Source organism: Streptomyces sp. NPDC102360, assembly GCF_044766085.1.
GTDB lineage: Bacteria > Actinomycetota > Actinomycetes > Streptomycetales > Streptomycetaceae > Streptomyces.
The window spans coordinates 987,201-1,007,098 of record NZ_JBIWLG010000001.1 but is presented as its reverse complement, the minus strand read 5'-3'; the positions used below and the strand labels follow the sequence as shown (position 1 = coordinate 1,007,098).

12 protein-coding genes and 1 pseudogene are annotated in these 19,898 nt (G+C 71.6%); 10 read left to right on the top strand and 3 right to left on the bottom strand.

All coding sequences use genetic code 11. The features are described 5' to 3' along the window. Positions 1 to 199: 199 nt before the first annotated feature. The gene (locus ACIRHA_RS04470) at positions 200 to 1,144 is read left to right on the top strand and encodes an alpha/beta hydrolase (RefSeq protein ID WP_403839723.1); all 945 of its coding nucleotides are present in this window, start codon (positions 200 to 202) and stop codon (positions 1,142 to 1,144) included. 147 nt (positions 1,145 to 1,291) lie between these two features. After that, positions 1,292 to 2,407 (top strand): MBL fold metallo-hydrolase, encoded by a 1,116-nt coding sequence (locus ACIRHA_RS04465; protein WP_403839721.1) that lies wholly within the window; start codon positions 1,292 to 1,294, stop codon positions 2,405 to 2,407. On the opposite strand, the gene ACIRHA_RS04460 is transcribed toward ACIRHA_RS04465, so the two are convergent. After that, a complete protein-coding gene (locus ACIRHA_RS04460) occupies positions 2,321 to 2,593 on the bottom strand; it encodes a hypothetical protein (RefSeq protein WP_403839719.1) in 273 nt (90 codons plus the stop codon). The two genes, ACIRHA_RS04465 and ACIRHA_RS04460, sit on opposite strands and share 87 nt — an antisense overlap. 325 nt (positions 2,594 to 2,918) lie before the next feature. Between ACIRHA_RS04460 and ACIRHA_RS04455 the strand changes: the two are divergent. Further along, positions 2,919 to 3,380: pseudogene (locus tag ACIRHA_RS04455) on the top strand (transposase); the annotation flags it as partial. A 138-nt stretch (positions 3,381 to 3,518) separates the two neighbouring features. Here ACIRHA_RS04455 and ACIRHA_RS04450 read toward each other — a convergent pair. Beyond that, complete coding sequence (locus tag ACIRHA_RS04450; protein ID WP_403839717.1) at positions 3,519 to 5,276, bottom strand: alpha/beta hydrolase domain-containing protein; 1,758 nt, start codon at positions 5,274 to 5,276, stop codon at positions 3,519 to 3,521. 407 nt (positions 5,277 to 5,683) lie between these two features. Between ACIRHA_RS04450 and ACIRHA_RS04445 the strand changes: the two genes are divergently transcribed. After that, complete coding sequence (locus ACIRHA_RS04445; RefSeq protein ID WP_403839715.1) at positions 5,684 to 7,114, top strand: MFS transporter; 1,431 nt, start codon at positions 5,684 to 5,686, stop codon at positions 7,112 to 7,114. A 32-nt stretch (positions 7,115 to 7,146) separates the two neighbouring features. Here ACIRHA_RS04445 and ACIRHA_RS04440 read toward each other — a convergent pair whose 3' ends face one another. Next, positions 7,147 to 7,836, bottom strand: coding sequence for a TetR/AcrR family transcriptional regulator (locus tag ACIRHA_RS04440; RefSeq protein WP_403839713.1), 690 nt, complete (start codon positions 7,834 to 7,836; stop codon positions 7,147 to 7,149). Positions 7,837 to 7,954: 118 nt separating this feature from the next. On the opposite strand from ACIRHA_RS04440, the gene ACIRHA_RS04435 reads away from it, so the two are divergent. The 6 genes from ACIRHA_RS04435 (at position 7,955) to ACIRHA_RS04410 (ending at position 19,799) form a co-directional block, all read left to right on the top strand. Further along, on the top strand, positions 7,955 to 9,826 hold the full coding sequence (locus ACIRHA_RS04435) for a glycoside hydrolase family 3 N-terminal domain-containing protein (RefSeq protein ID WP_403839711.1): 1,872 nt from the start codon (positions 7,955 to 7,957) through the stop codon (positions 9,824 to 9,826). A 41-nt stretch (positions 9,827 to 9,867) separates the two neighbouring features. Further along, positions 9,868 to 11,205 (top strand): amidohydrolase, encoded by a 1,338-nt coding sequence (locus ACIRHA_RS04430; protein ID WP_403839709.1) that lies wholly within the window; start codon positions 9,868 to 9,870, stop codon positions 11,203 to 11,205. Positions 11,206 to 11,651: 446 nt separating this feature from the next. After that, positions 11,652 to 13,262, top strand: coding sequence for a TIGR02677 family protein (locus tag ACIRHA_RS04425; protein ID WP_403839707.1), 1,611 nt, complete (start codon positions 11,652 to 11,654; stop codon positions 13,260 to 13,262). After that, complete coding sequence (locus tag ACIRHA_RS04420) at positions 13,259 to 14,488, top strand: TIGR02678 family protein (RefSeq protein ID WP_403839705.1); 1,230 nt, start codon at positions 13,259 to 13,261, stop codon at positions 14,486 to 14,488. Before ACIRHA_RS04425 ends, ACIRHA_RS04420 begins: the two co-directional genes overlap by 4 nt. After that, positions 14,485 to 18,579 (top strand): TIGR02680 family protein, encoded by a 4,095-nt coding sequence (locus ACIRHA_RS04415; RefSeq protein ID WP_403839703.1) that lies wholly within the window; start codon positions 14,485 to 14,487, stop codon positions 18,577 to 18,579. The genes ACIRHA_RS04420 and ACIRHA_RS04415 overlap by 4 nt, the downstream gene beginning before the upstream one ends. Continuing rightward, positions 18,576 to 19,799 (top strand): TIGR02679 family protein, encoded by a 1,224-nt coding sequence (locus tag ACIRHA_RS04410; RefSeq protein WP_403839701.1) that lies wholly within the window; start codon positions 18,576 to 18,578, stop codon positions 19,797 to 19,799. The genes ACIRHA_RS04415 and ACIRHA_RS04410 overlap by 4 nt, the downstream gene beginning before the upstream one ends. Positions 19,800 to 19,898 lie beyond the last annotated feature (99 nt).

Genomic DNA, 19,898 nt, shown 5'->3' with positions numbered 1-19,898 from the left:
ACGTCGTACTTTCAGAGCGTCAAGGGCCAAGCGGGAACCAAAATCGCTGTTGAACGGCGCGGTACGCTCCCCTTGACGGGCACCACTTGAGACGTATGCTGCCTACCGTTCCTCGGTGTGGGCCTGATGCACGGTCGCGCCCGCCCCTTCGCCGTGTATCGCCCCGGCCCACGGTCGCAGCTCGGGGACCTTCCATCGCGTGATCCATCCACCCCGCGTCGACATGCACGAGGAGACACCCATGCGCCGCAGCACGGTCGAGTACGCCAACCCCTCCGACCAGGACATCGTGGAGTGGCTGCCGCCAAAGCCCGCGGACCGGCGCATTCGCTACGGAACGGACCCACTGCAGTTCGGCGACCTACGGCTGCCCGAGCGGAACGCCCCCGACGGCCACCCGGTCGTCGTCTTCGTACACGGGGGCGGCTGGTCGGCCAACTGGAACATGAACTACGGCGACCCGCTGGTGGCCGCGCTCACCGACGCGGGAGTGGCGACCTGGAGCCTGGAGTTCCGGCGAGTGGGCCACGTGGGCGGTGGGTGGCCTGGGACATTCCTCGATGTCGGCGCCGGACTCGACCACCTGCGTACGCTGGCCGGCCCTCACAACCTGGACCTCGACCGCGTCGTCGTGGTCGGCCACTCCTCCGGCGGGCATCTGGGAGTGTGGGCCGCCGGCCGGCACCGGATCCCCGAGCACAGCCCCCTGTACGTGCCCGACCCGTTGCCGGTGAGCGGGGTGGTCTCGCTTTCCGGCGCCCTGGACCTCTCGTACCGGTTCGAGGAGACCACCATCCGCACTCTGCTGGGCGCGGACGCCGATGACGTCAAGGACGCCGAAGCACGGCTCGAGGCGGCCTCCCCCATGCAGATGCTGCCCCTCGGCATCCCCGTCAAGGTCGTCGTCGGCAGCGCGGACAACTTGCGCTACCTGATCTCTGACGCCCGCGACTTCACCGCACGCGCGACACAACTCGGTGACACGGTCGACCTCTCCTGCCTCGAAGGGGCGAACCACTTCGACGTCGTCGACCCGGACGGGCCCGCCTGGGAGGTGGCAGCCGGAGCGACCTTCGAGCTGCTCCGGCACGAGGCGACCCCGGACACACCGAGCCCCGACGGGCACGACGACACCCTCGCGTAGCCCACCCCGCGAACCCTGGCAGGACCGCACCACCTCCTCAGCCTCTCCACCCCGAGGAGAAGAACGATGTGTGAGTTTGTCGCCCGATCCCGCTCCGGGCGTGTTCCTCAGCGAAGTGTCCTGGCCGGCCTGGCCGGTGGCACCGCCATGACCGTGCCGGCGTCGATATGCCCGGACGAGGCGAGCGCGGAGCAAGTGCCGTGTGAGGCACGGGAGTTCGACCCTGCGGCGTACGCCCATCAGCGCACCCGGCTCGTGCTGCTGGGTACCTCCGGCGGTCCGCCGTACTGGCCCGGCGGCACCAGGGAGGGCATCGCCTCGGCCCTCGTGGTGGGCGACCGCTACTACCTCGTCGACGCGGGCCACGGAGTCGCCCGACAGCTGCGTGAGGCCCGTCTGGGCCCGCACTACGACACCGATTTCGACGGCCCACTCGATGTCCTGGCCGGGGTCTTCCTGACACACCTGCACTCGGACCACACCGTCGACCTGCCGAACATCCTCACCGAAGGCCTCTACAACGGCCTCCAGCACGCCGACCGCTTCCCGATCTGGGGCCCCGGCAACCGCGGTCAACTGCCGCCGGTCTTCGGCGGTCGCGAGCCGCCGGAGCCCGTGGGCGGGGACTCTCCGACACCGGGGACACGGGAGACGGTCGACCTCCTGGTCCGTGCCTATGCGACCGACATCAACGACCGCATGTTCGACAACTCAAAACCGCACCCGAGTCAGCTGTGGGAGGCCAAGGACGTCCCGGTCCCTCCGCGGTACACGGCCGACCCCAACGGCAACCCCTGCCCCGAGATGGCACCCTTCACCTTCTACGAGGACGACCGTGTGCGCGTGTCCGCGACGCTGGTGAACCACGCCCCCGTGTTCCCCGCGCTCGCCTACCGATTCGACACGGACGACGGCTCAGTGGTGTTCTCCGGAGACACCGGCAAGAACCCCAACTTGGTCGCGCTCGCCCGCGACACCGACGTACTCGTCCATGAGGTCATCGACAAGACCTGGGTCGCCTCCCTCTCCCCGGAGCCGCGCACCCCCGAGGACGAATCCATGTACCACCACCTCCTCCAGGCGCACACCCTCGTGGAGGACGTCGGCCGGGTCGCCCAGGAGGCCAACGCGAAGACCTTGGTGCTCTCCCACATCGTCCCCGGAAACGGCGAGGACTCACAGTTCCGGCGTGCCGGCGACGGGTTCGACGGACGCCTGGTCATCGGGCGCGACCTTGATGTGATCGGGGTCGGTCGCCGGTAGCACCCACCGCGGCAGTACGCCGAGGGATCGACGCAGGCCGCGCCTGATCGCCGAGTCGGGGAAGACCTCGGCCAGGACGCGGTCGACGGCGTTGACCTGGTCGGAGGCGGCGAAGCCGGTGAGGGCCCTGCTGGTCCTGACGAACCGTGACGTCGCCCGCTGACCGACGATCTTGACCGGAGTCATACGCCCGCGACCAGCCTGAGAGTGCTGAACCCCGCGCACACCATCCCCGTGACCAGCAACTTCACAATGCACACGTCTCAATGAGTCTGCTGCAGCGGGATGTCCCGCGGGATGCGTTTGCCGAACTGTCATGCTTCCGGACGGAGTTCAATGCCTGCTGACCCAGAGGCCCGACGCCTTGTTCGAGCTGAGTGACGCCTTGCTGTGTGCGGACGCCCGGTGAGGACGTTGGTGGAGTTGTCTCTGGCGCCTGAGCGTCAGCGTGGGCATGGTGCGTTGTACGGCGGGTTGAACCGCCGGCATCTGGATTCGTCGCGGCTGCGACGGGAAGGCCGTCGCCACCGCCTGGGACCGCCTGCACCCGCTGCTGGTCCGGCGCTCGGCCCGGGCCGACCACCCCGAAGGAGAGCTGCCGGTCATCGAAGGCACCGTCATCCGTCTCCAGGCCGACCACCTGCGCGGAGACCAGAGCCCCAGACCCATCTGGCTGTGGTGGTCGGCCACCGCCGCTTCTGCTGGGGATGTGGACCGGCCCTGGCAGGCATTCCTGCGTCGATTCGATCTTGAGCACACCCTCAGGATGTTCAAGCAGACACTGGGGTGGACCGCCCCCAAGCTCCGCGAGCCGGCCGCCGCCGACCGCTGGACCTGGCTCGTCATTGCCGCCCACACCCAACTCCGCCTTGCCCGGCCCCTCGCTGAGGATCTCCGTAAGCCCTGGGAGCGGCCCGCGCGCCAGGAGCGCCTCACACCCGCGCGTGTCCGTCGGGGATTTCGCCGCCTCCAAAGGAACGCTCGCGGGGCCCCGAGCGTCCGCAGGAATGGCCACCACCGGCAAGTCGCCCGGGGTGCCGGGCTCGCCGCACCACGGCGGATCCGGCACACTGCGCGGACGCTGCGAGTGCAATACGGCCCGTACCCCCGGCTACACCGGCTGGTCGGCGAGCTCGCCCAGGCCCTGTTCCACGGCCTGGTCCACGTCCTGGGGCAGGAGGAAGCGGCGCGTGGCCAGGTCCTGTGCGGCCGCGCGGATCGCTGACGGTGTGGGGCGCGCGCCCGCACCCTGCGCGGGGAGTCGGCTGCCGGGCATCTCGTAGAGGACGTCGGGGAGGTCGTCCACGTGTGCGCGGGGGTTCCAGCCGGTGTAGGCCGCGACGCCGGTGGCCACCTCGGGCAGGCGGATGCCCGCGCGCTCGTTGCCGTTCTCGTCCACGGCGGAGACCAGGGCGACGAGCGGCTCGCCGGTCCGGAGCGGCCATGTGCTGTCGGGGTCGATGAGTGGTGTGTGGGTGAGGTGTTCGGGGTCGGGGAGCGCCGCCCCGGGGAAGGACGTCAGGACCTCCTCGCGGGTGACGGCGGTGCCGTCCGCGCGGCGCGGGACCTGGCTCGGCTCCGGCTCGCGGCCGTCGCAGACCCACTCCTCCAGCTGGACGAACAGGGCTCGCGTGACGAGCGAAGGATCGAGCAGGTGCGGCGGGTTGGCCAGCGGCATGGGCTTCTTGAGGAACTCCACCGGGCCGAGGTGGTCGGTGCCGGAGATCAAGTAGGCGCGGGCGTCGGGGTCCTCGGGCAGGTCGTCACCGGTGTGCGGGTGCTGGTGAACGAGCGCGCCGTCCCCGCGCCAGTACTCGTAGGCGCTGTTGACGAGGACGGTCTTGGGTACACCACCGGCGGCGCGCTGGCGGCCGAGCAGCGAGGTGGTGTCGAGCGGTGCGCCGTACGCGGGGGTGAGCGGGTGGAGTAGCGCGGGTTGTCCGTAGCGCTGGTTGAACTCGCCGCGCCGTGCGCTGGCAACTTGGGCGAACACCCCGTCGAACACCTGGGTGTCACTCTCGTCCAAGTTCATTCCCTCGTACAGGAGTTGGCGCAGCATCCGCCCGCTCTGGGAGATACCTGTGGCGAAGACGTGGCCGTGGCTCTCGCGCAGGCTGGCGCCGAAGTCGCGCAGGGCGAGCAGACCCGCGCCGACCACCGGGGCGTACGTCGTGCGGTAGCGCAGGCTGTACCAGTGGAAGGCCCGGAAGCCGCCGTCGACCTCGAAGCGGGTCTCACTGGTGAAGCGCCACTGGGAGCGCGGCACGGTGTGCTCGGGGCCCATCGGTGAGGTGCGGACGGTGAGGACGGCCTGCGGGTCGGCGACGTCGGCCGTCGGGTAGTCGGTGAAGGCGACCAGCGGGTTGGAGTCGCTGAGGGCGTGGTCGGCCTGGTCGGCGTCGGGGCGGAACTCGACCCGCAGCCAGCCGGGTTGCACGTCCGCGACCGGCGCGGTGAGGCCGAGTGAGGTGGGGGTGCGCGGGACGTCCCACTGCCAGCCGCACCAGGCCATGGTCCAGCCGCGGTGCAACAGGAACCCGTCCATCGCCGCCGGGTAGCGGCCGAGGCCGAACTGCGGGTCGGGCACGCTGTTGAACGGCAGGCCCATGGTCATACCGCGGTTGGGCACGCTGAGCAGGGCCCGGCCGTTGCCGCCCGTGGTGGGGCGCAGTAGGCGCACGTCCGCGTCGAAGCGGACCAGGCCGTCGGTGTCGCGCGGCGCGAGGCCGAGGTCGGTGACGCGGGCGTTGGCCGGCCGGTCGGGGTCGACGGCGAATCCGGCGGTGGCGGTCACCCACTCGTAGGAAAGATCCCCGTAAGGAAGATCCTCGTAGGGCTCGACGGATGTGACGGCGAGTTGTTCCAGCATGTTCCACCTCGTGATGACGGCTGGTTCCGGGCGTGTGCGGTGCGCTTGCCGTGGGGTTCGACGCCGGCGCAGGCAGACGGACAGACAGGCAGGCAGGCAGACGGACAGGTTCGGGCGGGCAGCGCCCGTCCGAGTAATCCGAGTAATACGCCGAGGTCGAGGAGGCCCGCCGGGCGGGGTCCGGATCCAGCGGGCGACGCCGAGTCCGGCGACGGCCTGCACGGCTGTCGGCCGGCACACGACCCGGATCGTGCCCGCACTCGGGTCGGAGCGCAGACACCCGGAATGTGTGGTGTGGATCACAAGGGTAAAAACCTATTGGGTAGTCGGCTTTTAACTTATCGTTTCGCCCATCGCCGAGACCCACCGTGCAGCCGCATGACTGTCCGGTCCCCCGAAAGGACATCATGACCACGACCAGCGCGGTGCAGGCCGGGGCGGAAGCGCCTTCACGCTTCACCCCACGGCTGACCCTGATCCTGATGGCGCTGATATGGCCGACCCAGGTGATCACCGTCATCAGCGTCCTGGGCGCCAACGCCACCACCGGGATCGCGCAGCACTTCCACACCACGCAGATCGTCTGGTTCACCCTGATCGTCCGTCTGCTGGCCGCGATGATCACGCCGTTCGTGATCCGGCTCGCCGCCCGCTACGGCACCAAGCGCGTCATGCTGATCATGACGGGTCTCGGTGTCATCGGCGACGTACTCGCAGCGGTGGCCGTCAACTACCCGATGCTGCTGGTGGGTCGGGCCATCGGCGCCGCCTACACCCCGCTGGCCGCGCTGACGTACCCCGTCGTCCGCGACATCTTCCCCAAGGGCCTGGTCAAGAGCGCCACCGCGATCCTCGCCAGCACCCTGGCCCTGGTCAGTCTCTTCGTGCCGTTCCTGGCCGCCGGCGTCGTGGACAGCTGGGGCTTCCGCGGCGCGCTGTGGGGCATGGCCATCGGCACCGGTGCCGCGTTCGTGCTCATCGCCACCCTGGTGCCGGAGACGACGCGGCGCCCCGACGACCGCGGCATCGGCTGGCTGAGCGGCATCCTGCTCGGACTCGCCCTGGTCGCGATCCTGTACCCGCTCGGCTATGGCCAGAAGTGGGGATGGACGTCCGGCTCGATCCTGGGTCTGTTCGCGCTGGGCGCGGTCTTGTTCGTCGCCTTCTTCGTGGTGGAGCGCCGCAGCCGCAACCCGATCTTCGACCTGGCCGTGCTGCGCCGCCGGCCGGTGATCTCCGTGCTGCTCTCCGGCGCGATCGCCCAGTCCGTGGCGTACACTATCCCGACGGCGATGATCCTGCTGGCCCTCTTCCCGCACATCCCCGGCGTCTCCGCGGGCCTGGGCTGGTCGAACATGCACAACGCGTGGATCGGCGTCCCGGCCGCCGCGGTCATGTTCGCCACCGGCATGGGTCTGAGCCGGATCGTCGACAAGGTCCCGAACCGCCTGCTGTTCCGTGTCGGTCTGGTGTTCACGATGGCCGGATACGCGCTGATGGCCTTCCACCACCACAGCGCGACGGACCTGATCTGGACCGGCTGCGTGGCCCAGTTCGGCGGCGGCATCATGATCGCCACCGTTCCGACCCTCGTCGTCCAGGTGGTCGCACCGGAGGAACAGGGCCTGGGCAGCGGCATGCTGAACCTGCTCACGCTCACCCTGAGTTCGGTGTACAGCGCGGTGATGTTCGCGACCCTCGCCGGCCACAGCCGGGTGCTGAACGGCTCCGTGTTCTACCTCGACGGCGGCTACAAGATCGCGTTCCTCACCGCGGTCGTCGGCGCCGCGCTCGCCCTGGTGGTGTCCCTCGCCATCCCCAAGACGCAGGACGTCTGACGTCGCGTCACTCGCGGGGACGCGCCCGGCGCTCAGGCGTCGGGCGCCGAGGCGTCCAGGTCCAGGCCGTCCACCGCGTAGGCGCGCAGGAAGCGGTTGATCCAGCCGCGCATCGGGGCGACCAGGTCGAAGTGCTCGGGATCGAGCGCCCACTGGATCTGCAGACCGTCCCAGACGGCCATGAACTCGCGGGCCATCGCGTCCCAGTCCCCTCCGGGACGCAGCCTCCCCTCGCGCTCGGCCGCCCGCAGATGGTCGGCCGTCTGCGTGCGGTTCTTCCGGTAGTGCTCGGCGAAGAAGCCGTGCGCGGGGTGGCCGGGGTCGGCGGCCTCCACCGAGAGCTTGCTGAACATGAGCATGAAGCCCGGCTGTGCGATGTTCTGCTCCAACAGGCGCAGCAGTGTGCGGAATTCTTCGACCAGGTCGACGTCGGCACTGGGCCGGTCGTCCGCCCCGATGAGCTTGATGACCCGGTCCGAGCGGGCGTCGAGGACCGCGAGCAGCAGGCGCTCCTTGCTGCCGAAGTGGTGCAGCAGACCGGCGGGCGAGGAGCCCACGTCGGCCGCGATCTGGGCGAGCGAGGAGCGCAGGTAGCCGAGTTGCGCGTAGCGCTGGATGGCGGCGTCGAGGATCGCGGCGCGCTTGGCGTCGGCGGCGGCGTACGAACCGGTACGGCGGCGGCTTCGCTTCTGGCCCGGCTGCGCGGGTGGCTTGGTCGTCACCACCGAGACCCTAACCCGTGCCTCGGCGGGCAGGGCCCGATTCACCACTAAAACCTGAACATCTACTCTGTTTTAAATCGGGTCGCCCACAGTCGAACCCGAGGCAAGGAGCCACGTCGTGACCGACATCTACCGCAACCCCGCAGAGCCGGTGCACCGGCGCGTCGAGGACCTGCTCGCCCGGATGACCCTGCACGAGAAGGCGGGGCTGCTCTTCCAGACCATGCTGGCGATGAACCCCGACGGCTCGCTCGTCGAGGACCGCGAGCACCCCATGGGCCTGATGACCGCCCGTCAGATGGTCGGTGGCCTGGGCATGACCCACTTCAACCTCGTCGGCGCGGCCGGTGCCCGCCAACTCGCCGAGTGGCACAACCGCGTACAGGCGCTGGCCGAGGAGACCCGCCTCGGCATCCCGGTCACGCTCTCCACCGACCCGCGGCACTCCTTCACCGACAACATCGGCACCGCCATGATGGCCGGACCCTTCTCGCAGTGGCCCGAGTCCCTCGGACTCGCCGCGCTGCGCGACGAGGACGCGGTGCGCGCCTATGCCGACACCGTCCGCCAGGAGTACCTGGCCGTCGGCATGCGTCTCGCGCTGCACCCGCAGATCGACCTCGCCACCGAGCCGCGCTGGTCGCGCATCGGCGGCACCTTCGGCGAGGACGCCGACCTCACCTCGCGCCTGGTCGCCGCCTACGTCGAGGGCCTGCGCGGCCCGGCCCCGGACGGCGAGCGGATCGGCCCGGACAGTATCGCCGCCATGGTCAAGCACTTCCCCGGCGGCGGCCCGCAACTCGACGGCGAGGACCCGCACTTCCCGTACGGCCGCGAACAGGTCTACCCCGGCGGCTTCTTCGACTACCACCTGCGCCCCTTCCGCGCCGCGCTCGCCGCCGGTGCCACGCAGGTCATGCCCTACTACGGCATGCCGCTGGCCACCGAGTACGAAGAGGTCGCCTTCGGTTTCAACAAGGGCATCATCACCGGGCTGCTGCGCGAGCAGCTCGGCTTCGACGGCATCGTCTGCACCGACTGGGGCCTGGTCACCGACGCCGAGATCCTCGGCCAGCCGATGCCCGCCCGCGCCTGGGGCGCCGAGCACCTGAGCGAGGAGGAGCGCGTCGAGAAGATCCTCGCAGCCGGCTGCGACCAGTTCGGCGGCGAGGCCCGTCCCGAACTGGTCGTACGTCTCGTCGAGACCGGCCGCGTCGACGAGAAGCGTATCGACGACTCCGTACGCCGACTGCTCGCCGAGAAGTTCCGCCTCGGCCTGTTCGACGGGCGACGCTACGTCGATCCCGACGCCGCCGAGGAGATCGTCGGCCGCGCCGACTTCCGCGCCGCCGGCGCCCGAGCGCAGCGCCGCTCCCTCACCCTGCTGAAGAACGGCGCCCCGGCCGGTGAGGGCGCCGTCCTGCCCGTCCGCCCCGGCACCACCCTCTACGTCGAAGGTGTGGACCGCGAGACCGCCGCCCGCTACGCGACCCTCGCCGACACCCCCGAAGCGGCCGACCTCGCACTGATCCGCCTGGAGACCCCGTTCGAGCCGCGCCCCGGCGGCTTCGAGCAGTTCTTCCACGCCGGGCGCCTCGACTTCCCCGAGGACCGGCTCGCCGAGATCCTCCAACTGCTCGCCACCGTCCCGACCGTGACGGCCATCCGACTGGAGCGCCCGGCGGTGATCCCGGAGATCGCCGAGCACTCCGCCGCCCTCATCGCCTGCTACGGCTCCAGCGACGAAGCCCTCCTCGACGTCCTGTTCGCCCGCGACGGGGCCGCGCCCGAAGGCCGCCTGCCCTTCCAACTGCCCCGCAGTATGGACGAGGTCCAGGGCGGCGCACCGGACGCTCCGCAGGGCAGTCCCGACCCGCTCTACGCCTTCGGCCACGGCCTGGTCCCGACCGGTCCTGCTTGGGCAGGCCCCCCGGACGCCCCGGCATCCACCGAGTCCGGCCCGGTCATGGACGCCGTGCCAGGGGCCTGATTCCCCCGACGGCCCCCGCAGACTTCACGAAAGGCATCACCATGAGTACCGCTGAAGAGCTCAAGGCCCGTGTCTGCGCGGCGATCGACCGCGCCGCGGACCGGATCACCGGACTGAGCGACGACATCCTGCGCCACCCGGAAACCGGCTACAAGGAGACCCGCACCGCAGGCGTGGTCGCCGACCAGTTCACCGCCCTTGGTCTGACCCCGCAGACCGGCCTCGCGCACACCGGCGTCAAGGCGCGCATGCGCGGACGGGCCGCCGGACCCACCGTCGCCGTCCTCGGCGAACTGGACAGCCTGATCATCCCCGAGCACCCGTTCGCCGACCCGGACACCGGAGCGGCGCACGCGTGTGGCCACAACGCGCAGATCGCGGCCATGGTCGGTGTCGGTATCGGCATGAGCGAGGTCGTCGGCGAACTCGACGGCGACGTCGTCCTCTTCGCCGTTCCGGCCGAGGAGTGCATCGAGGTCGACTGGCGCATGGGCCTGCGCGACAAGGGCGAGCTGCACCACACCGCCGGCAAGGCGGAACTCATCCGGGGCGGCCACTTCGACGACGTCGACATGGCGATGCTCACCCACGCCGGGCCGTCCTTCATGCCCGTCGCGGTCGGCGGCGCCGGCAACGGCTCGCTGGTCAAGCGCATCCGCTTCCTCGGAAAGGCGTCGCACGCGGGGGCCGCGCCCTGGGACGGCATCAGCGCGTACAAGGCTGCCACCGTGGCCATCGCCGCCATCGACGCCCACCGGGAGATGATGCGCGAGGACGACGGCGTGCGCGTCCACCACCTCATCACCCACTCCGGCGACGCCGTCACCGCCATTCCCGCCCGCACCGACATGGAGATGCTCATCCGGGCCCGCACCGTCGAGGGCATGAAGCGCGCCTCCGACCTCGTCGACCGGGCGCTGCGCGGCGGAGCGCTCGCCATGGGCGCCGACGTGCACATCTCAACCGCCGTGTCGTTCATGCCCTACGTGGACGACGCGCCGCTGGCCGAGGCTCTGGTCCCCAACGCCCAGTCCCTCGCCGGCGACGGCTTCCACCGCATCCCCACCTCGGGCCCCGGTGGCGGCGGCTCGACCGACATGGGCGACCTCAAGCAGGTCATGCCGGTGGTACAGCCCTTCGCCTCGGCGGGCCAGGACGCGTCCCTGCACAGCAACGGCTTCTACACCAAGGACCAGGTCGCCGCGGCGATTGTCCCCGCCAAGTTCATGGCGATGACCGTCGTCGACCTACTCATGGACGGCGCAAGCGCCGCCCACAAGGTCATCGAAGCCAGCGGCCCGAAGCTGACGCGCGAGCAGTTCGTCAAGCTCCACGACTCCCTGTCCTCGGAGGAGGACTTCTCCGGGGGAGTTCTGTAGACCCGGCTACCCGCCGGTTCCCACTGTCTGTGAACCGTCGGGCAGCCGCCTATCGGTCACCGCGGCCGTCCGCTTGCCCCTGACATTCAATGCATCGTTCGAGGGCTGCGGCGGCCTCCGTCGCCCCGAACAGGAGTGCCGTGACGCCATGTTCAAACAGGGTCTCCGCACGGTTGACGGCTGCAGGCTCGGTGTCCACGTCCGCCTCGGAGTTCCGGAGACGTCGGGTCACATGGTCGATCAACGCGAGTATGAGCAGTCGTTCTCCGTCGGGCTCGTCGACGCTCGACGGGGCGCCGGGGCGCCGGGCAGTTCCAGTACGCAGTACGCGACTTGACCTGTGACGATGGCTTTTCGAGCCCCACAGGGTGACCTACGAGGCCGGCAGGCCCCTCGGGAACCCGCTTCCACCGACGTAGTCCATCCCGGGAGAATGACGGGCGATGATGTCACCACCACCTGCCGCCCGGCCGACCGACGCCTACGCCTCGTTCACGCATCTGAGCGTGCCGAACGCCGCGCTCTACCGCGCCGTGATGGACGCCTTCATGGTGGCCAAGGACCGGTTCACAGTGCATCTGCGGCCCGAGGACGTGCATGCCGCGCTGCCTGCCGAGCGGCGCCCCGCCGATGTCGAGGACGTCGCCAAGGCGCTGGACAGCCTGGTCGGATGGGGCAATCTCCGGGCCGATCCGGACACCGCGCGGGTCACCGCGGTCGAGGACTTCTACCGCAAGCGGTTCATCTACCAGCTGACCCGGGCCGGCGAGGCCGCCGAGGAGGCCCTCGCGGTCTTCGGTGAGGCGATGGGGCGTCGGGGCGCACTGCAGGCCGTGGCGCTGCACGACATCGTCACGCACCTGCGGGCGCTGCTCGTACTCACCGCGGAGGACGCACCCGACCCGGCTGTGACCCATCTCACCCTCGACGCGCTCAGTAGCCGGTTCGCCGCGCTCGCCGAGAACGCGCGGGCGTTCATGGGCTCTCTGCAGCGCACCATCGACCTGCACGAGGTGGAGGTCGACGACTTTCTCTCCTACAAGGACCGGCTGATCCAGTACCTGGAGCGGTTCATCCAGGACCTCATCACACTGGGCGGGCGGATCGCACTGCTGTTGACCGAACTCGACGAGGCCGGGGCGGCCTCCGGCGCGGGAGCGGAAGTAAGCGCGGGGATGGAGCCGCTGCTGCGGATCGCCGCCGCCCGCGAAGCCGCCGACGCCTCGCCCGGTGAGGCGGAAAGCGCGGAGAAGGCCGCCCTGGAGCAGTGGCGGGAACGCTGGGCGGGGCTGCGGGCCTGGTTCCTGTCAGGGCCGGACGGCGAGGGGCGTCCCTCACAGGCGCGCCTGTTGCGCGGGCAGGCGCTCGGCGCGATTCCCCAACTTCTTGCCGTTGTAAGGATGTTGAACGAGCGGCGTGCCGGGCGTTCGGACCGGTCCGCGGACTTCCGGGTGCTCGCCCGATGGTTCGCCGAGGCGCCCGACGACGCGGCACGGCACCGGCTGTGGCGTGCCGCGTTCGGCCTGTACCCGGCGCGACACCTGACCGTGGACGGCGACACACTGACGGCCAGGGACGCCGAGCCGGTGCCGCCGGCCACGCCGTGGGAGCGGGCCGAACCGCTGCGGATCAGCCCGCAGTTGCGGCGGACCGGAAGTTACGAGCGGCGCGGCCGGGCCCGTAAGGTCGAGGACCGGTCGGCGGGCCGGCGTGCCCTCGCCGAGCTCGCGGCCCGGCAGTCCGCGCAGATCACCGCGGCCCGGCAGCGCCTGGCCACCTCGGCCCAGATACGCCTGTCGGACATGGGCGAGCTCGACCCGGTGACCTTCGGCCTGTTCCTGCAGTTGCTCGGCGACGCGCTGGCCACCTGGCGGCCCGGCATGACCCGTACGGTCGCCACCAGCAACGACGGCTCCATGGAGATCCGACTGGCGCTCCTGCCGGGCGGCGGCCAAGCCGAGATCCGCACCCCGGACGGGATACTGCGCGGCCCCGACCACTTGGTGGAGATCGTCGACCTGGTCGCGGCGCACAAGCGGGAGGAGGGGGAACGATGAGTACGCCGCTCGCCGAAGTCCTGGAGGGGCAGCGTGCCGCCGAGTTGCGTCGCGCCGCGCGGGCCCTACTGAAGCGCCCGCTGCTGCTCGCACACGGCCCGCACGCGGACGAGTTCCGCCTGGTCCGGCGGCACGCCTCCGAGCTGCGCGCATGGTTCGAGCGCAACGTCGGCTGGCCGCTTCAGGTGGACGCGGAGGCCGCCCGGCTGCGCAAGACGCCCGGACGGCTGGACGACCCGAGCCATCCGGCGCGCGAGGCCACCCGGTCCGCGGCCCCCTTCAGCCGGCGTCGCTACGTCCTGCTGTGCCTGGCCCTTGCCGCCCTGGAGCGCGGTGAGGCACAGATCGCGCTCGGCCGGCTCGCCGAGCACATCGTGATGGACGCCACCGACCCGCAACTGGCCACTGCGGGCGTCGAGTTCACCCTGGAGCGGCGCGACGAGCGCCTCGACCTGGCAGCCGTCGTCAAGGTCCTGCTCGACCTCGGCGTGCTGCGCCGGGTGGCCGGCGACGAGGAGGCGTACGTCAGTGGCGCGGGCGACGTCCTCTACGACGTCGAGCGCCGGGTGCTCGCCGGGCTGCTCGCCACCCGCCACGGCCCGTCCGTGATCCAGGCGGTGCACGACGACCCGTACCAGCGGCTCGCCGAGCTGACCCGTGACAGCGGCCTCGACACCGAGGAGGCCCGCTTCAGCGCCATCCGCCAGCACCTGACCCGGCGACTGATCGACGACCCGGTGCTCTACTACGACGAGTTGAACGACGCCGAGCTGGCCTACCTGACCAAACAGCGGCCCTTCATCCTCGCCCGCATCGGTGAGCTGACGGGTCTGGTCGCCGAGGTACGCGCCGAAGGCATCGCGATGGTGGACCCGTACGACGACCTCACCGACGTACGGATGCCGGAGCAGGGCACCCACGGCCATGTCACCCTGCTGCTCGCCGAACACCTCGCGGCCGCCGCCGGCTTCGTCCCGGTCGCGGCCCTTCACCACCGCGTGCGTGAACTCGCCGTGGAACACGCCGGGTTCTGGGCCAAGAGCGCGAAGGAGGCGGGCGCCGAGGCCGACCTCGTCGAGCAGGCACTGGCCAAACTCGCCGCCCTCGGTCTCATCACACGTACACCCGGCGGCGCGGCGCCCCGCCCGGCGCTCGCCCGCTACGCCGTGGGCGACACCGTCGTCCTCGAACCCCGCTCCCCCGCACGGAAGGCCCCGCAGCGATGACCGGCCCCCGCCCCCTGCCCGCCCCCGCCCGAGGCCGCTGGCAGCCGCTGCGCATCGGCCTCGTCGACCTCTTCTACTACGACGACGAGGAGTTCTGGTTCCGCGACGGCCGGCTGCTGCTTCGCGGCAACAACGGCACCGGCAAGTCGAAGGTCCTCGCCCTCACCCTGCCCCTGCTCCTCGACGGGGACCTGTCCGCGCGCCGGGTCGAGCCCGACGGTGACCCCAAGAAGCGCATGGAGTGGAATCTGCTGCTCGGCGGAGAGCATCCGCATCCGGAGCGGCTCGGCTACACCTGGATCGAGTTCGGCCGCCTCGACGAGGCAGGGCGAACCCATGTCCGTACGCTGCTGTGCGGGCTCAAGGCGGTGGCCGGGCGGGGCATCGCCCGGCACTGGTTCGCCGTCACCGACCAGCGCGTCGGCGCGGACCTCAGCCTGCTCGACGCGACCGGCAGCGCGCTGGGCCGTGACCGTCTCGCCGAGGCGATCGCCGGGCACGGCATGGTGTACGACAAGGCGCGCGCTTACCGCAGGGCCGTCGACGAGGCCCTGTTCGGGCTCGGCGAGCAGCGGTATCAGGCGCTGGTGGACCTGCTCGTACAGCTGCGCCAGCCACAGTTGTCGAAGCGGCCCAACGAGGCGGCCCTGTCCAAGGCGCTGACCGAGGCGCTGCCCCCGATGGACCAGGCCGTCGTCGCGGACGTGGCGGAGGCGTTCCGCTCGCTGGACGAGGAGAAGGACGCACTGCGGGCCGCGGCGGAGGCGGAGCACGCGGCGAGCGCCTTCCTCGATCACTACCGCCGCTACGCCCGCGTCGCCGCCCGCCGCCGCGCCCGCCTGCCCCGCAGCGAGCACGCCCGTTACGAGCACCTGGGCCGCGACCTGGCCCACGCCCAGGAGGAGCGGGACGACGCCGCCCGCGAGCGGGCCGAGGCCGACGCGCGGATCGCGGAACTGGAGGAGACCGAGACCCGGCTCACCGCGCAGGACACGGCACTGCGGGCGGGCCCCGAAATGCGCAGCGCCCGCGAGTTGGAACGTGCCGCGCAGGAGGCGGGGCGTACGGCGGCGGCGCACACCCAGGCAGCGGCCGACCGCGACCGCGCCGCCCGCGCGCACACGCGCGCCCTCGACCGGCTCGGCGCCGCCCAAAACAGGTCCGACGCCGCCGCGGCGCAGGTGAACCGGACCCTCGCACAGGCCCAGGAGCACGCACGCGCGGCGGCCCTGGACGGTGAGCCGGACATCGAGCGGGCGGGCGCCACCGTGCAGGAGATGCAGCAGGCGGCCGACGACGCACTCGCCCGCAGGCGCCGCACCGTCGACCATGTGGAGCGGCTGGTCCGCGGCGCCGAGCAGGCGGACGCCGAGCGGAGCGCGGCTCAGCGCCGCCTCGACGACGCTGCGGCCGAGCTCGACCAGCACCGCGCCCGGCAGGCCGAGGCGGAGGACGCGGTCACCGAGGCGGGCCTCGGCCTGGTCCACCGCGTACGTGAACACCTCGACGCCTGTACCGAGTTGAGGGTGGCGGACCCGGTCGGCCTGCTGGACCGGCTCCAGGACTGGGTCACCCACCTGGCAGGACCAGGACCCGCCCAGGAGGAGACAGCCCGTGCCCATCGCACCGCCGGGCAGCGACTCGCCGACGTGGAAGCGGGCCTGACAGGGCGGCAGAGCGAGACCGAGGCCCGGATCGGCGAGGTGCGGGCCGAACTGGCCCTCCTGGAGGCCGGCGGTCAGCCCTCTCCGGCGGCGCCGCCGACCCGTACCCCCGGCGTGCGCGACGGGCGGCCCGGCGCACCGCTGTGGCGCCTGGTCGATTTCCGTCAAGGCGCCCTCGGGGACGGTGAACGGGCGGGTGTCGAGGCCGCGTTGGAAGCGTCCGGGCTCCTTGACGCATGGGTACGACCCGACGGTGTGCTCCAGGATGCACGCGACGGCCACGACGTTCTCCTCACCCCTGGTGCGCCATTGCCAGGACCGCACCTGGGGGAGCTGCTGCGTCCGGCGCCCGACCACGGCGACAGCCTCGCCGCGGCCGTCGGCGAGGCCGCGGTCGAACGCCTGTTGAGCGCGATCGGCCTCGGTGGGGGCGGCGACACCTGGGTGAGCGTCGACGGCCGGTTCCAGGCCGGGGCGCTGAGCGGTAGCTGGGCCAAGTCGTCGGCCGAGTACATCGGCGAAGGGGCACGCGAGGAGGCCCGGCGCGCCCGCATCACCGCACTGGAGAGCGAATTCGCAGAGCTGGAACAGGAGTTGGCGGCCATCGTCGCCGATCTGGAGCGCGTCGCCGGGCGGCGGCGGACCCTGGACGCCGAGCTGGCCGCGGTCCCCGACGAGGCGTCGCTCAGGCAGGCCCACGCCGGGGCAGCGGCTGCGGGCGTTACCACTCGGCGGGCCCAGGAGCGGCACGACGAGCGGGCCGAGGACGTGACCGCCGCCACCGAACGTGCCGCGCAGGCCCGCACCACTCTCGTCGACACGGCAGCCGATCTCGCGCTGCCCGCCGCCCGGGACGCGCTCGCCGCCGTACGCCAGGCACTCACCGACTACACGGTCGCCCTCGCCGCGCTCTGGCCCGCGCTGCGGACACGCGGCGAGGCCGAGACGGCCGTCACCCAGGAGCGCACGGACACCGAGGAAGCCGGTGAGCGCACCGCCGAACTCGCCTCGCGCGCCGAGGAGTGCGCCCACCTGGCCACCGCGGCCGAGGAGCACCACACCACGCTGCGCTCCACGGTCGGCACGGCCGTCGCCGAGATGGAGCGCCGCCTCGCCGACACCGCCCGCGCCCTCACCGAAACCGGAACCGTCCTGGGTACGACGGCCGAGGAGCGGGCGGCCGCCGACCGTCGGGCCAGTCGCGCCGAGGGCCGCATCGACCAGCTGGAACAGGATGTGGCGCAGGCGACCGCGAGCCGCGCCGAGGCGATCGGCGCGCTGCAGCGTTTCGCGGCCACAGGACTGCTCGCCCTCGCCCTGCCCGACGCGCCCGTACCCGACCCGAGCGGCCCGGAATGGGCCGCCACCCCCGCCATCGCCCTCGCCCGCGCTGTCGAGACCGAACTGACCCGCACCGAGGACACGGACGCAGCCTGGGAACGCGTCCAGTCCCACCTCAACGCCGAGCTCAAGAAGCTGCAGGACAGCCTCTCCCGCGGCGGCCACAGCGCGTCCGCGCGGATGGTCGAGGACGGCGTGATCGTCGACATCGTGTACCAGGGCCGCGAGCGAGCAGTGGCGGAGCTCGCTGAGGCGCTGGCCACCGAGGTCGGCGAGCTGCAACGGATCCTGTCCGCCCACGAGCGGGAGATCCTGGAGACCCATCTGCTCACCGAAGTCGCCGGCACCTTGCAGGAGTTGATCGGCGCGGCCGACCGGCAGGTGAACGCGATGAACACCGAGTTGGAGGAGCGGCCCACCTCCACCGGGATGCGGTTGAAGCTCGTGTGGCGGACGGTGCGCGGGGCTCCGGCCGGACTCGGCGAGGCCCGCAAACGCCTGCGGCAATCGGCGGACGCCTGGTCGCGCGAGGACCGGGCGGCCGTCGGGGCGTTCCTGCAGGAGCAGATCGCCCGCCACCAGAGCGAGGACGCCTCCGGGAGCTGGCTGGAGCACCTCACCGAGGCCCTCGACTACCGCACCTGGCACGAGTTCGGGATCGAGCGTCAACAGCACGGCAAATGGGTCCCGGCGACCGGCCCCGCCTCCGGGGGCGAACGTGCCCTCGCGGTGTCCGTCCCGTTGTTCGCCGCCGCCTCCTCCCACTACGCGAGCGCCACGAGCCCGTACGCGCCGCGACTGGTCACCCTCGACGAGGCGTTCGCCGGCGTCGACGACGACTCGCGCGCCAAGTGCCTCGGGCTGCTGCACGCCTTCGACCTCGACGTCGTCATGACCAGTGAACGCGAATGGGCCTGCTACCCGCAGGTTCCCGGCATCGCCATCGCCCAGTTGTCCCGTGTCGACGAGATCGCGTCCGTGCTCGTGACCCGCTGGGAATGGGACGGCACCGCTCGCACACGACGGGACGATCCGCGGGAGACGGTCAGTGGCGACCCGGCCCAGGACGGGGCGTTGTGGCCATGAGCCCGCACCAAGTGGACCCCGAGCGGCTCCAACGACTGCTGGGAGCAGACGAGTTGGCGTGGTTCGTCGAACGGGCCCGGCGGCGCCTGGCGCGCGAGGAACCGCTCAGCGGAGCGGTCACCCTGACCGCACCGAGCGCGGCGCAGCGGGCCGCAGCGGAGCGGCTGCTCGGCCGCACACCCGGCACCGGACGCTCGCTCAGCGTGCGTCTGGAGACGGTGGACGACATTCTGCGCCGCAGCGGCGTCAGCCCCGGCGGCCTCGCCTCCGCCCTGGTCGCCCTCGGCGGCCCCGTCGAACCGCTGCGCGGCGCCCGCGAACGCGAGGCGAGGACCTGGCAGGCGGCGTACGCCGCGCTCGGTGAACTGGCCGGGACCCCACTGGCCGACTGGGCCGAACGCCTTGCGCGCGAAGGCCTTGTACGTCGCCTCGCCCGCGACCCGGACAGCGCGGCGATCCTCGTCGGGCAGACGGTCCACGCCCTGCGCGAGCTGCCCGCCGACCCGCCGGCCCCGCTGAGCACCTTCGCCGCGCGCGTGCTCGGCGACGCGCACGCCCTCGACGAGGGTCGGCCGCAGGCCACCCTCCTGCTCTCCGGCCTGCGCGCCCTCTCCGGACACCCGCCGGGCCCCGGGGCCCAGGGACGCCGCGACCTCTGGGCTTCGGCCGGCCTGCTCAAGGACGACGTCTCCTCGACCGCCCTCGCCCTCAACCTCCGGGGCACGCCGGCGCTGGACTGGATGGCCGACGTGGGCGAACCAACAGTTTTGACGCTACGTCAACTTGCACGCACAGAAGCCCGGTTGCCCCACCAGCAGCTGTGGATCTGCGAGAACCCGGCGGTCCTGTCCGCGGCCGCGGAGGCCCACGGCGCCGGCTGCCCACCGCTCGTCTGTCTCCAGGGCCAGCCCTCGGCAGCCGCACTCACCCTGCTGCGCCGAGCGCACGCCCAGGACATCACCCTGCACTATCACGGCGACTTCGACTGGGGAGGCCTCAGGATCGCCGCCGGGCTGCTGCGCCACGCGCCCTGGCAGCCGTGGCGCTACCGGGCCACCGACTACCGACGAGCAGCCCGCCGTACGGGTCTGCCACCCTTGACAGGCAGCCCTGCCGCATCCCCCTGGGAACCCGAACTGGCCCACGCCCTGCAGGATTTCGGGGTGCGGGTCGAGGAGGAGATCGTGATCGACGAGCTGATCGAGGATCTCGGCGCTTGACGTGGCACGGTGAGACGAACACTTCCCGGCGGATCCTCGCCCACCGCGCCGGATCCGCTCCCCGCCGTCGCGGCCGTCGTTCCGCCGTCGCGCAGGAAT

What these genes read in the sequence shown, in the direction of transcription:
- ACIRHA_RS04465 (WP_403839721.1), top strand. Translation starts at nt 1,292, where the DNA reads ATGACCGTGCCGGCGTCGATATGCCCGGACGAGGCGAGCGCGGAGCAA.
- ACIRHA_RS04460 (WP_403839719.1), bottom strand. Translation starts at nt 2,593, where the DNA reads ATGACTCCGGTCAAGATCGTCGGTCAGCGGGCGACGTCACGGTTCGTC.
- ACIRHA_RS04450 (WP_403839717.1), bottom strand. Translation starts at nt 5,276, where the DNA reads ATGCTGGAACAACTCGCCGTCACATCCGTCGAGCCCTACGAGGATCTT.
- ACIRHA_RS04445 (WP_403839715.1), top strand. Translation starts at nt 5,684, where the DNA reads ATGACCACGACCAGCGCGGTGCAGGCCGGGGCGGAAGCGCCTTCACGC.
- ACIRHA_RS04430 (WP_403839709.1), top strand. Translation starts at nt 9,868, where the DNA reads ATGAGTACCGCTGAAGAGCTCAAGGCCCGTGTCTGCGCGGCGATCGAC.
- ACIRHA_RS04425 (WP_403839707.1), top strand. Translation starts at nt 11,652, where the DNA reads ATGTCACCACCACCTGCCGCCCGGCCGACCGACGCCTACGCCTCGTTC.
- ACIRHA_RS04420 (WP_403839705.1), top strand. Translation starts at nt 13,259, where the DNA reads ATGAGTACGCCGCTCGCCGAAGTCCTGGAGGGGCAGCGTGCCGCCGAG.
- ACIRHA_RS04415 (WP_403839703.1), top strand. Translation starts at nt 14,485, where the DNA reads ATGACCGGCCCCCGCCCCCTGCCCGCCCCCGCCCGAGGCCGCTGGCAG.
- ACIRHA_RS04410 (WP_403839701.1), top strand. Translation starts at nt 18,576, where the DNA reads ATGAGCCCGCACCAAGTGGACCCCGAGCGGCTCCAACGACTGCTGGGA.